Below are 12,794 nucleotides of genomic sequence, written 5' to 3'. Positions count from 1 at the left end.
AATGCCGGAACCTATGCGATCATGCAGGGGTCGCAGATCGTTGCCGCCTTAGTGCCAAACGGTATCTGGCGTCTATCGCGGATCGCCGGTCGGCAGGCCGATTTCGACAAGCGTTCGCAAAACGGCCTGGGTGGCGACGAGGTAGGTGTCGCTCGCGTTGCGACGCGACAGGGGGAGAGTGCGGACGGTGAAGTCGGGACGTAGCGTCATGCCTTTCAGGAACGCTTCCCATGCCTCCGTCTTGCGGCCGAGGCGCCGGTAGGCGGTCGCCAGCAGCATGTAGGAGCGGCCGGAGCCAGGAGTGATGGCGATCGAGCGTTCCAGCAAGCCGATTGCTTCTGCGTTGCGATCGAGCAGCAGGTTCGCCCAGCCAGCCCCGAGCAGCCAGGTCCAACGGGAGACAGCCGGCGTATCGAAGCGGTCGGCCTCGGCGAATGTCCGCAGCCCATCCTCGAAGCGGCCGAGTTGGACCTCTGCGAGACCGATCTGATAGAGCGCCGCGCCGTCCCAGGGATTGAGTGTCAGCGCACGCGCGCAGGCGACAAGGCTTTCGGCGAACTGGTTGGTCGCCGTCAGCAAGCGGCAGTATGCACCCAGCACGGCTATGGATTGCGGTCGCGACCGGAAAGCATCTTCCAGCAAGGCGCGGGCATCGGTTTCGGCGGCGGCGCTTTCGGCGGCGTTATACCAGCCCATTTGCACAGCGCGCAGATGCAGGCCGGCAAGTGCCACTCGCAGGTCGACGTTTCCAGGATCGGCGGCACGATATGTCTCAAGGATCTCCCGCGCCGTTGCAAAACGCTCACGCGTCGTCTGGTTGATCGACGCGACGGCCTGCTGGATCGCGATATCCGCGCCGCCGGTTCGGTGCGTGCTGTCTCGTTCAGCAAGATTGTTCATCCGGACGGCCAGCGCATAGCCGACGCCCGCCGTAAGGCGGGACTGGAGACGTTGTGGATCGGTTTCCCCGGCGTCCACCGATATCTCGGCGACCGTCTGGATCTCGCCGCTGGCAACATCGATGAGGCGCGCCTGAATGGTCCAGGATAATCCAGTTTTGCGCAGATCAGCTTGCACCTGGTAGGAGGCACGGGTGTTCGATCCCTCGCTTGCGACGAGATCGATGCCTTCGATCTTGGAAAGGCCGCCGACCAGCTCGGCGGTGGTGCTGCGGGACAGGGCCACACCCTCGGGACTACCGGAGGCATCGGCGACCGGGAGCACTTCCAGCACGGGCCGAGATTGTTGGAAAAGATAGGAACGGTTGAAGAGAATGAGGAGTGCTACAACTAGAACGCCGAGGCTAGCGAGCACCACGGTGCGAAGTCTCCGGCGCAGCCTTGCGCCGGACTGGTTCCCCGTTTGCGGGAGCGGTAGTGCCGTCTCGCGCTCCTGTCCGTGGGTAACATCGACGGCGAAGAGATAGCCTCGGCCCGAGACCAGCTTGATCATCTGCCGCTCGCTATCACCGAGCGCGGTGCGGATTTCGCGGATGCACTGGAAGAGGCTGTCCTCGCCGACATGGATGCCGGGCCAGACGACGTCCATCAAGTCCTGCTTGCCGAGCACGCGATGGCTGTTGGTAACAAACAGTTTCAGCAGTTCGAAGGCTTTCGGGCGCAGCCGGGTCACGGACCCGTCAGGCGCGCGCAGTTCGGCACGGTCCGGATCCAAAACGAAGCCCGAAAATAAGAACAAGTGCCCTCCACGCCCTTACACAATAGGGCGCACCATAATGAGCACCCGGCAGAGCCGCCAACCGGTGGGGTCGGGCGTGTGGGGACGGTATGGCGCGGTCGGTGCAGGTGGGCAATTTCAGAAAAGAATCAGGAAATTTCAGAATTCTGCCGGCTGGCCTTCAGGACGTTGCGCCGGCATCGCGGCTATCTGTCGAACGGGTCACAGGGTGGCGGCTGGTGATGCATGACTGGGGAATGACCGTGCCTGACAAAAAAAGGGAGCGCAGATCTGTCTGTCATGGCTCCATATCGCTCGAGTGTCATGCTGTGACGTCCATGTTTGAGCGGCGCTTCCACCTTCTGCCGGAAGCAAGCGGGATCGACGGTCTGATGGCGGCGGAAGCCTTTGGCGATGCGATCGCGTTGCTGGCACAGAGTTTCATCGCGAGCCATGTCGCCGCGCCGCGTCCATCGGCGCTATTCGCCTCGCAGCAGCGCTGGCTGCTCTCCCAGGCAGCGCTCGCTCGGCATTTTCGCGCCGCAGGGGCTGGCGGACCCGGCGTGTCGCGAAGGGCCATCGGGCATCTCGCGGTCCAGCACAGCATTGCCAGCCGCAACACCGCCTATGCCTTCTTCGACGAAATTCTGAAGTACGGCCTAGTCCTTCCCGCGCCCGAAGAGAGCCGCGCGGGGGAAGTGGTGCCTGCGCCCGCAGCCCTACTGGTACTCGGAGGGTGGTACGAGGTGCATCTTGCCGCTCTCGACTGTATCGACGGGGGAGATAGGGGCAGTCGCTTTCGCAGCGCGCCCGAACGGCTGCTTCCGCTTCTCGCGCCGGCCATAGGCGATCGCCTCCTGGCGAGCCCCGAGATACGAAGGCCGGGGCCGCTCTACCGGATCTTCGCCTGGACCGATGCAGGCGGGCATTTGATGGACCGGCTTGTCGCGGGATCGACCGACACGCATCGCGGCCTGGCGGCTACCTAACGGATGTCAGATCGATCTCGCATCTCGCCGATTTCCTAGCGCTTTCACGGGCGCATACCAGCCGCAAGTTCGCCGAAGCGGAATCGATCGGCGGCTTAGGCTGGAATGGCCGTCGCGGGCGCTCGCGCATCTGGATTTCGGACGGTTTCTATACGGAATACGCGATGGCGCAGGCGCGCAAGCTCATCATCTTCCAAGAGGCGTTCGCAGAGATCGCAGGGCGAGCATCAAAAATGGACGACGAGGATTGTGCCGTTTTTTCATAGTTTCGGCAGGGCTTCTCTTTTTCGGTGTCTGAGGTGGCTGCAGCTCCAACGCCAGACTTATATCCAGCGACGTCAGAGATAACGGCGCGCCACGGACAGCGATTTATTGCCAATCCAATGCAGGAGTCCTGAAAGATTGGGGGCGGCTCGCGGCCACATCCCTTCCTTCTTCTGCGGCAACTATGAATTTGAACCGGACAGGAGAATTTTAAACTTTGGACATTTGCTTTGACTATTCGTCAAGCGCTGCTTGCTGCAACATTTCCGGAGGGATGAAAGCCTATCTTGCTTTCCCCATGCTCATTCACATTGAGATCCACATATCCGGGCATAGCCACAGCAAGGAAACTGCAAAACTGTGCTGGTTGCGGGGTGTAGTACCCAAGATTTGAACCTACACAGCTAAATCATTGATTTTGTTTAATCTACGCGCAAATGGGCCTGTACGCACAGAAAGCAAAAACCCGGTAACCTATTGGATTGCCGGGCTTTTCGAGAGTGTCCGTTGGTTGCGGGGGGCTCGCAACACCCGATTCCTGCGATTGGTTGAGCGCGCGATACCAAAACTGGCAGCATGAACAGTTATTGGTGTCGGTCTTAATGGAGTGCTGAATTCGATAGTCGCGGACCCTGTATCGCACCGCGTCGCTTGCGACTCGGATGACAAGCTTGCCGAAATTGCGCCCTTGCAGGAGCCCGATGACAGCTTCCGGTGCATTCTCCAGCCCATCAACGATATCTTCACGATAACGCAATTGACCTCGTGCGAGCCATTCACTCGCCTCGTTGTAAAATCTGTCGCGTTGGCTGGCGAACTCCCTCTGAATGAACCCACGAATCTGCAGGCTCTTCGTCAGAACCGTCCGCATGGTATCGGCTAGACGGTCCGGACCAGACGTTTCACCGGTCGCGACGTTGTACTGAGCAATGAGGCCACAGACGGGAATGCGGGCGAATGGATTGAACAGCGGAAAGACCGCATCCCAAACCTTGCCACCTACGTTCTCGAAATAGACGTCAATCCCCTGCGGACAGGCTCGGGCAAGTTCCTCGGCACAGTTGGGGCGCCGATGATCGACTGTCGCGTCGAAGCCGAGTTCGTTCAAGACGAAGGCGCATTTTTCCGACCCACCGGCGATCCCCACTGCGCGTGCGCCTCAAATGCGTGCGATCTGGCCGCCGATCCGACCGCGCCGCTTGCCGCCGCGATCACCGCTGTCTCACCTAGTTTCGGCTGGCCGATATTTTCCAGGCCTGCCCAGGCCGTGAACCCGGCATTTCCCAGCACTCCGGGCGCGGTACTCAACGGTGCATGCGATAGTCCAGCTTGCGCAGATTCTCGCTTTTCGAAACGGCATGGCTCTGCCAACCAGCGGCGCCACGCCAGTCATATTGCTTCTATATATTATCGATAATTCTCCAGAATGCGAGCTATATCTCATATTTTTCTAGTATTTTCAAATAGATACAGTATATTGTCATCCGTATTGCGCTTTGAATAATTATCGATTATCTTAATTTCATCGAGCCCAAAACGAACTGGAGCGCGGGTAGGCGTTCTCGCTGAAAATGAGCAACGCAACTAGTCGCTGAAAGAAAGCATGATGCCGAAAATAGCAGCCAGCACGCCAACCTATCTTCGGATCGCGGACCTGATCCGGAAGGACATCTTTGCGGGCTCATTCATCGCGGGGCAGCGCCTCAAGATTCTCGATCTGGCCAAACGGTATGTGACCAGTCAGATGCCGATCCGCGAGTCCCTTCACATTCTGCAAGGAGAAGGACTGGTCCGGGTACTTCCAAACCGCGGCGCTGTTGTTCAGGCCATCAACGAGAAGTTCTTGGCCGACCATTACGATATGCTCAAGGCGATTGAGATGCTGCTAGTTAGAAACGCCGCAGAAGTAGCGTCATCCGACGTGCTGGACTTCGTCAAAGCCGAGGCAGTCAAATTCAACAAGGCGGTAGGAAAGGGCGACGTAGCATCTTGTCTGCGGGCCGATAAGCGCTTCCATCGGGCTATCAATCGTCTGAGCGGCAATGATCTTGCCCTCGATTTCGTTGAGCGGCAAAGCAAGATTCCCGACGCCCAGCGTCTACGTGTAGGTTACGGACTTGAGCGACTGCGCGAGGCTTCTGGCGAACATGAGAAACTTATCGATGCGCTCGCAGCTAACGACGGCGACCAAGCGGCGAAGATTATCGACGCCCACCTGACGGGCGCCAAAGAGGATCTATTTCTTCGACTGGCGGCTTCAGACGATATCCGATTCTCAGGTTTCGGCCGGAAGGCCGGGAGTGGCTGGTAATGTCCCGTCCTGATAAAATCGAGGAGGCGGTGATGCTACCTCCGTCCGACCTGTTTCCGGGTCTTTACCAGAGGGTTGGATCAAGTGAACTGTTCCAGAAGATGAAACGGTTCGCGGATGCGGTCCCAAAAGAGGCTCCAGGCGTCATCCTCCAAAACTTTCGCAGCAACCCACCTCGAGGGGCTGACGATCTTCATACCTTCATCGAGCGCTGGTTCGAACTACCTTCAGACGTGCCGTCTGATGCCGGCTCAGTGGATACCCTTTCCTTGCGTTCTTACATCGCGGGCAGGTGGACGCGCTCAACCATCCAGTCAAGGGACGTGCCACCTCACAGTTCTCTTATCTCAATGCCAGGCCGTTTCATCACGTCCGGTGGACTGTGGCGGGAGCAATACTACTGGAATACCTATTTCTTGATGGTCGGGCTCGGCGCACAGCACTCCGCGCTCAAGACAGAGATGGTGGGCAACATCGCCAGCCTGATCGATCGGTTCGGTCATGTACCAAACGGAAATCGAACCTATTATCTCAGCCGGTCACAGCCGCCGCTCTTTTTCAGCATGCTAAGCCTGCTCAACCCAATGGACGAGGCACTCGTATTCGCTGAGCATCTACCGTTGCTTCAAAAGGAACATGCGTACTGGATGGCAGGGGAAGAAAGCCTGAAGCCAGGTGAAGCCAGCCGCCACGCCGTCAGGCTGACGAGCGGTGCCATCCTCAATCGATATTGGGATGATTGTGATACGCCAAGAGATGAGGCTTTTTTCCGTGATAGTGCCATTGCTTCCGCAGCGGTGGGGCGATCCGCCGCTGAGGTGTTCCGCGATATCCGCGCCGGCGCTGAAAGTGGGTGGGATTACAGCTCGCGCTGGTTTGCCGATCGGCAGACGATGGCGACAATCGTGACGACATCCATCGTCCCAGTTGACCTTAACAGTTTCATCTATGGTCTTGAGCAAGCGATTGCTTCCGGCTGCGCGCGCTCTGGCGACCATGCAGGTGCAGCAGTTTACCAAGGTAGGGCCGCGGCCCGTCGAGCAGCGATGAATGAAGTTCTATGGAACGAGAAACTGGGATTGTTCGACGATTATGACTGGAAAGCCAAAAGTCGCCGCGCCGCCGTCTCTGCTGCGATGCTTGCACCCCTTTTTGTCAAACTCGCCACAGAAGAGCAAGCACTGTCAACAGCTCGCCGGGTCCGGAAGGATCTGCTTGAAAAAGGCGGGTTGCTGAACACGAATTGCACAACAGGGGAGCAGTGGGATGCCCCCTATGGCTTCGCGGCCAACCAGTGGATCGCCGTTGAGGGATTACGCCGCTACGGCCTGGATGATGATGCCCGAGATATAGCCGGCAGATGGCTGGCGATGACGGCGGGGGTCTACGAAAAAACCGGCAGGCTCTTTGAGAAGTATGATGTCGTGGAGTGCGGACCGGGCGGCGGCGGCGGCTATCCTATCCAGAGCGGACAGGGCTGGACCGCAAGTATCACGTTAGCGCTGCTTGATCTTTACCCGGATTTCTCCTGCTTCGGCGATGCCTTTCCGGCGCTGCATAGCCAAGAGGTTTGATGGCACTCAAGACAAGGCGTCGACCGTACCACACAAAATTCACCAGACAGGGAGGAGAATATCATGCCGCTTAGAAGGATAGTTTTGCCCGTACAGGCTGGAAAGCTCCAAAGCACTTTGCGAGCAGCAACGGTTGCATTCTTCATCACTGGCATTATGTCCGCTGATTTCGCAGAGGCCGGCACCATCACCATCACGTGTGGTGCATGTCAGGAAAGTCCCAGCGACCCGTTTCTGCAGTACAATTTCGAGGCTGCCCAGAGATTCAATGAGAAGAATAAGGGAAAATATCACGTCGAAACACTGCAGAACCAGTACGCGAACTCCGGCGGTCCCGATAGGCTTCAATACTATAAGAGGCTGGCACTTGCTGGAGACCTTCCAGATATATTTCTGCTGAATGCTTCAGAGATAAAAGAACTTCAGCAGACCGGGAAACTGCGGGATTTTGCGAATGATCTTGCTGCTCGTTCAGCATGGCGTGACTCGTTCCTGAAAAATGTGTTTTCAGCATTGTCGAGTGATGGAGGACATATCTGGGCAATTCCGCAACAGCGGGACGCAATCGGGATCTTTTACAACAAGGCTCTTCTTGCCTCGGTTGGTTACAGCAATTTCCCGGAGACGTGGGAAGATTTCGAAGATGCCGCCGAGAAGCTTCGAGCGAGCGGGAAGATCGCTATCGCGATGGATGGCGGCTGGTCGACACTGCTAATGTGGACAAACATGATCGGCACTCATCCAGATGGCAAGGCTTTCCTGGAAGTAGGCATCAAAACTGCGGAAGCATATACGGCTAACCAGGCTGTCGTGATCGCCACCGAGACACTCAGGCGCTGGCACACCAAGGGGTATGTCAACGTAGACGCGTTCTCGGGCGAATTCCAGAATGCAGCCTCGGTCTACATGTCCGGTGAAGCGGCAATGATTGCCAATGGCCCCTGGATGGTAAACACGCAGATCAAAACGAATGCTGCGGCAGCCGGGCTGTACGAGGAGACCGGATACGCTCCTTCACCGGGCTGGAAAGAGGCTATGCGGGGCGCTGCGGTTGTAACTGGCGCCGGGTGGTCGAGCGGTCATACTGCACACGACACCGGCGCGGAGGCCGTCCTCGCGTTCCTTGAGTTCCTCTCGTCTCCGAACGAACAGCTTGTGCAAGCCCGCGAGACAGGGGCGCGTCCAGCCGTGAAGGTCGACCGCGAAATCATGCAGTCAAGCAATCTGGAGCCTCTCGGCGCTAAACTTGGAGAGCTTGCGGATACCCTACCATTTACCTACCCGCACTGGCGCGTACATGCGCCCGGCGGCTTCCTAGAGGCATGGAAAAACCTCTGGCCCGCCTACGCCAAGGGCGAAATGGACACGCCTACGTTTCTCCAGCGCCTGGCAAACGCGTCGTCTGGCAAGAGGGGGTAGTATGGCAGCGATTACCGCAAATCGCCGTTCATGGCGGCCCGACCGACACCGAACAGCCGTGGTGGATAGTTCAGCTAAGGTCCGGCCAGGGATGCGGCTGCAGATTGGCTTGTCGCTGGTACCCGGTCTGTTGTTGTTCTTCACCTTCTTCATCGTACCTTTAGCCGTACTTGTTGTCACAGCGTTTTCAGACTGGAGCGGCACAGACTTCAGGTTCACGGGAGTTCAGAACTTTCACCGAATGGCCGTGGATGATGTCTTCTGGAAGGCGGTGAGGAATACTCTCTTCTACTCCATGATTGGCGTCGGAATTCAGATGCCACTCGGTATTCTGGTCGGCGTCATCCTTTCGCAGAAAATCCCGGGTTGGCGAGTGTTTCGGGCGATCATCTTCATTCCATGGGTGATCTCTGGCGCAGCCTTCGCCCTGGTCTTTTCAATGTTCTACAATCCCCGCTTCGGCCTGCTGAACGATCTCGTCGCGGTCGTCGGATTGGGCGGACGTCACGACTGGCTATTCGACACGTCAACGGCACCGTGGGCAATCGGTGGCACCTTCGCGTTCGTGATCGGTTTCACGATGATCGTGGTGATGGCCGAAATCGCAGGCATCCCCAAAGAACTGTACGAAGCTGCGAGATGTGATGGAGCAAGTGGCTGGAAACAGCATCGATACATCACACTACCGCTCCTTCGTAACGCGATTGGAACCTGCGTCCTCATCAGACTGCTCACGGACATCGGGCTATTTGACGTGGTCTACATTCTCACATCGGGCGGACCCGACGACTCCACCGCTACTCTGGCTCTCTATGCATATCGCGCATATCTCAATGGTGAATGGGGTTTCGCCAACGCCGTGGGAGCGACCATACTGCTGATTGGGCTTGTCCTTATCATTGGTGTGAGCCGGGTATTCCGCATTGGGGAGCGTGCCCAATGAGAAAAGCGAACCGACGCCCCTTTTGCTCGGCGCTGGCGATCTACTCCACCCTGGCGCTCACCTCCATGGCAGCGCTAGGCCCGACGCTCTGGGTAATGTTGTCTTCATTCAAGACAACCCCGCAGATTTTCTCCGGATCCGGCCTTCTGCCGGCGCCGGTGACTGGTCAAGGCTATATTGATGCCTTCACGCAGATTCGTCTCCACGAATATCTCCTGAATACCTTCATCTACGCGACCGGAGGTACAATCGGAGCCCTCTCACTTGCAGTCCTGACGGCGTACCCACTCGCACGTTACAAGTTTCGCGGCCGAAACCAGCTCGTAGCTATCATCAGCCTCGCGCTCGCCCTTCCCGTCGTTGGCCTGGCGGTCCCTGAGTTTTTCATTATGCGAGCGCTTGGGCTTTTCGACACCAAGATCGGAATGGTAATTTTCTTCAGCGCGCAGCTCTTCCCACTTTCGTTCGTCATCCTCAGGTCATTCCTGCTCAGTCTCCCGACGGATCTTGAGGAAGCAGCGCTGATCGATGGCGCTGGGTACTTCCGGATCGTCTTTCACATCGTAATCCCACTTTGTCGCCCTGCTCTGGCAACCGCTGCTGTCGTTGCCTTCGTGATCATCTGGAATGACTTCTTCTTCGCTAACCTGCTCACAGCATCTCAGGAGAACCAGAGCGTTCAGGTGGCACTAGCAGGCTTCAAGTCGCAGTTCAGATTCAATGTCACCGGGGCTCTGGCGGGCGCGACGATCGTCATGCTTGTGCCGATCGCAGTGTTCCTTGGCCTTCAACGGCATGTCATCGCGGGCCTGACTGCCGGATCTTCAAAATAAAGCTGTCCTTGATACGTGCGCGGACTTCAGGCCGCGCCGCGCATTGGCAGTGAAAAGCGCAAGGATAAAAGCATGATATGTGGAAACCCGGAGCCGGTCGAATTTTTACCCGACGAAGGCGTAACCGGCAGCGAAGTCCGTTCCGTTCAAGTTGCGACCGATTTCGCAGGTCACTACGACGTCATCGTTGTGGGCGGGGGACTGAGTGGTGTCTGCGCCGCAGTCGCATCGGCCAGAACAGGGGCTCGCACGCTGCTCGCCGAAGCCCTTCCCTTCGTGGGTGGGAACGGCACGACCGGCCTGCCCATCAGCGGGTTGAGAGCCCGAAATTCCGACCGAATGATTGTCGGCGGGATCATTACAGAAATCCTAGAGATGCTTTTGGCACGCGGGGGTGTCGGCGACGACTTCAGCACAAAGGAATGGATATCGATCGATGCTGAACAGCTCCAGTTCGTTCTTGCAGGGCTTCTGGAAGGGGCCGGAGTCGAGCTCCTCACTTACTCGCCGCTGCTTTCCGTGGCGCGGGATCAGAAACGGATAGGTTGCCTGACCTTCTACAACAAGGACGGTCGCGCGCTGCAATACGGAGCGAGGGTCGTAATTGACAGCTCTGGCGACGCTCAAGTTGCCCGTCTTGCAGGCTTGACTACCCCGATGGGTCGCCAGCGGGACAACCGGACGCAGACAATGTCGCTCGTTTTTTCAGTTGCAGGCATTAATGAGGCTCGCGCTGCGCCGAGTGACGTCATCAGTGCAGCGTGGAATGCGTTTGAAAGTGCGGTTGAAAACTCGCGTCGCGATCCTGCCGTCAATCAGATTTTCGGCAGGCCAGGGTGGCGATCGTTCATAGCGACGCGGGTGGATGTGGAAAAGGGTACTGACAACCGGCTTCTCGCGAAAGCCGAACTCGAAGGCCGACGACAGGTTGACGAATTTGTGTCTGATTTCCTACGGAAGCAAGTGGCCGGCTATGAGCAATGTTTTGTGGCACAGATCGCAAGTCATGTCGGAGTACGAGAGACCCGGCGCATCTCAGGGCTCTACGACGTCACAGCGCGGGACCTGATCTCGGGCAGAAAGTTCGACGATTCCATCGCATGCAATGCCAGTTCCGTTGAAATTCATCAACCAGACCGGGGTCTTCCTCAGTGGGAGCATCTCAAGGACGGGGATTATTATACCATCCCCTACAGATCTCTCGTTGCGAGCGAAGCCGACAACCTTCTTGCCAGTGGCCGCTGCATCAGTGGAACCCATGAAGCGCTTGCGGCTCTCAGGGTACTAAGCCCAGCAATGGCAACCGGCCAGGCGGCTGGAACCGCCGCAGCCCTTTGCGCTCGAGGTGACATTTCGGCGCATCAACTCGATGCCGAAAGCGTCAGAACAGCTCTGAGAAGCGCCGGTGCTATCGTGGACTGAAAGCGGCCGGGCAGAGACAAAAAATCAAAACGGGAGGCAGAAATGACAGAGATGATGTTCCGAAATGTAAGAAAAACTTACGGAAACCTCGAGGTCTTACATGGGATTGATCTGGATATCACAGCGGGTGAACTTATTGTATTCGTTGGGCCTTCTGGATGTGGGAAGTCAACTCTCCTTCGACTGATTGCGGGACTGGAAGACATCACCTCGGGAAACCTGACCTTCGATGGCAAGGTAGTCAATGAGCTGTCCCCCCTTCAGCGGGGTATTGCCATGGTGTTCCAATCATATGCGCTTTATCCTCACATGACGGTCTACAACAATCTGGCATTTGGACTGAAGCTTGCAGGGTCAACCCGGCATGACATAGACGATAAAGTGCGAAAGGCGGCCAAGACACTCCATCTCTCCGATTACCTCGACCGCCTGCCTAGACAGCTTTCTGGTGGGCAACGCCAGAGGGTTGCGATCGGCCGGGCTATCGTCCGCAATCCGAGAGTGTTTCTCTTTGATGAACCACTTTCCAATCTTGATGCGGCACTCCGAGTTGCGACAAGGTTGGAAATCGCAAAGCTCCACGAGCGGCTGCCGAACGCCACAATGATCTACGTGACGCACGATCAGGTCGAAGCAATGACGCTTGCCGACCGGATCGTGATCCTCAACAACGGTCGCGTCGAGCAGGTTGGAACCCCGATGGAACTCTATCGGGAACCCGCAAACCTTTTTGTCGCGCAGTTCATCGGCTCACCTGCGATGAATATCCTGTCATGCACCGTGCAGGATGGAGGCCGGATAGTGCTGCCTGGAGGCGAAGTTATTCCATGTGGCAACCAGCTCCCGCCGATAACCCGCATCGGAGAAAAAATCAGCCTCGGAATACGGCCGGAGGATCTTGAGATTGTCCCGCAAGAAGACGCTGTATTCCATGAAGTCGTGTCCGTTGTCGAACAGTTGGGCGAGCACCAGCTGCTCTATGTTGGAGACCAGCCGATAGTCGCCAAGGTGGACAGTACTCTCGCGGTAAGGAAAGGAGATGTAGTGCACCTCGCCGCAGCCAAGGAACGCATACATATTTTTGGCGCCAACGGGAGTGCCTTGAAGCAGGTGCGTCCAACTCGTCAACCACCGCCGTCGGAACGACGCTCGCAATGCAAGCAATCAGCTGACTCAACGTAAGTGTGTGTTCCGGCGTGCAATCAGGGTGAGAGAATTGAGGAGCTCTTCGCAGGTAGGCAGGGCTCATTTGTAAGCGCGATTTTCCATGCACATTGACGTAGGCGGTATCTCTGAACCAGCCCCTTTCGCGAAGCGATATCCGGGTCTGTCAGGCAGCGGAGGCTTTGGAGAAGTTGAACG

General features: G+C 57.3%; 10 protein-coding genes. 8 read left to right on the top strand and 2 right to left on the bottom strand.

The features are described 5' to 3' along the window. Positions 1-72 precede the first annotated feature (72 nt). Positions 73-1,698, bottom strand: coding sequence for a winged helix-turn-helix domain-containing protein (locus MOV63_RS09955; protein ID WP_247033537.1), 1,626 nt, complete (start codon positions 1,696-1,698; stop codon positions 73-75). Between the two features lie 308 nt (positions 1,699-2,006). Between MOV63_RS09955 and MOV63_RS09950 the strand changes: the two genes are divergently transcribed. Then, entirely contained in the window at positions 2,007-2,666 is a 660-nt protein-coding gene (locus MOV63_RS09950) for a hypothetical protein (protein WP_247033535.1), read from the top strand. Between the two features lie 691 nt (positions 2,667-3,357). Here MOV63_RS09950 and MOV63_RS32930 read toward each other — a convergent pair. Continuing rightward, positions 3,358-4,038, bottom strand: coding sequence for a zinc-binding dehydrogenase (locus tag MOV63_RS32930; protein WP_405029315.1), 681 nt, complete (start codon positions 4,036-4,038; stop codon positions 3,358-3,360). Positions 4,039-4,533: 495 nt separating this feature from the next. Here MOV63_RS32930 and MOV63_RS09940 point away from each other — a divergent pair, with 495 nt between their 5' ends. The 7 genes from MOV63_RS09940 (at position 4,534) to MOV63_RS09910 (ending at position 12,614) form a co-directional block, all read left to right on the top strand. Then, positions 4,534-5,241, top strand: a complete 708-nt coding sequence (locus tag MOV63_RS09940; protein WP_247033533.1) for a GntR family transcriptional regulator — start codon at positions 4,534-4,536, stop codon at positions 5,239-5,241. Further along, a complete protein-coding gene (locus MOV63_RS09935) occupies positions 5,241-6,815 on the top strand; it encodes a trehalase family glycosidase (protein ID WP_247033530.1) in 1,575 nt (524 codons plus the stop codon). Before MOV63_RS09940 ends, MOV63_RS09935 begins: the two co-directional genes overlap by 1 nt. 63 nt (positions 6,816-6,878) lie before the next feature. Then, positions 6,879-8,234, top strand: a complete 1,356-nt coding sequence (locus tag MOV63_RS09930) for an ABC transporter substrate-binding protein (protein ID WP_247033528.1) — start codon at positions 6,879-6,881, stop codon at positions 8,232-8,234. Between the two features lies 1 nt (position 8,235). After that, positions 8,236-9,177, top strand: coding sequence for a carbohydrate ABC transporter permease (locus MOV63_RS09925; protein ID WP_247033526.1), 942 nt, complete (start codon positions 8,236-8,238; stop codon positions 9,175-9,177). Further along, positions 9,174-10,010: a carbohydrate ABC transporter permease gene (locus MOV63_RS09920; RefSeq protein WP_247033525.1), complete on the top strand. Its 837-nt coding sequence runs from the start codon at positions 9,174-9,176 to the stop codon at positions 10,008-10,010. The genes MOV63_RS09925 and MOV63_RS09920 overlap by 4 nt, the downstream gene beginning before the upstream one ends. Before the next feature lie 15 nt (positions 10,011-10,025). Further along, a complete protein-coding gene (locus MOV63_RS09915; RefSeq protein WP_247033524.1) occupies positions 10,026-11,432 on the top strand; it encodes an FAD-dependent oxidoreductase in 1,407 nt (468 codons plus the stop codon). Positions 11,433-11,474: 42 nt separating this feature from the next. Beyond that, the gene (locus tag MOV63_RS09910; RefSeq protein WP_247033523.1) at positions 11,475-12,614 is read left to right on the top strand and encodes an ABC transporter ATP-binding protein; all 1,140 of its coding nucleotides are present in this window, start codon (positions 11,475-11,477) and stop codon (positions 12,612-12,614) included. Positions 12,615-12,794 lie beyond the last annotated feature (180 nt).

The sequence above is a fragment of the Neorhizobium sp. SHOUNA12A genome (genome assembly GCF_023006505.1).
In the GTDB taxonomy this organism is placed as follows: Bacteria; Pseudomonadota; Alphaproteobacteria; order Rhizobiales; family Rhizobiaceae; genus Neorhizobium.
This window is presented reverse-complemented; position numbering and strand designations above follow the sequence as displayed.

Coding starts and splice junctions, on each gene's coding strand:
- MOV63_RS09940 (WP_247033533.1), top strand. CDS start 4,534: ATGATGCCGAAAATAGCAGCCAGCACGCCAACCTATCTTCGGATCGCG.
- MOV63_RS09935 (WP_247033530.1), top strand. CDS start 5,241: ATGTCCCGTCCTGATAAAATCGAGGAGGCGGTGATGCTACCTCCGTCC.
- MOV63_RS09930 (WP_247033528.1), top strand. CDS start 6,879: ATGCCGCTTAGAAGGATAGTTTTGCCCGTACAGGCTGGAAAGCTCCAA.
- MOV63_RS09925 (WP_247033526.1), top strand. CDS start 8,236: ATGGCAGCGATTACCGCAAATCGCCGTTCATGGCGGCCCGACCGACAC.
- MOV63_RS09920 (WP_247033525.1), top strand. CDS start 9,174: ATGAGAAAAGCGAACCGACGCCCCTTTTGCTCGGCGCTGGCGATCTAC.
- MOV63_RS09910 (WP_247033523.1), top strand. CDS start 11,475: ATGACAGAGATGATGTTCCGAAATGTAAGAAAAACTTACGGAAACCTC.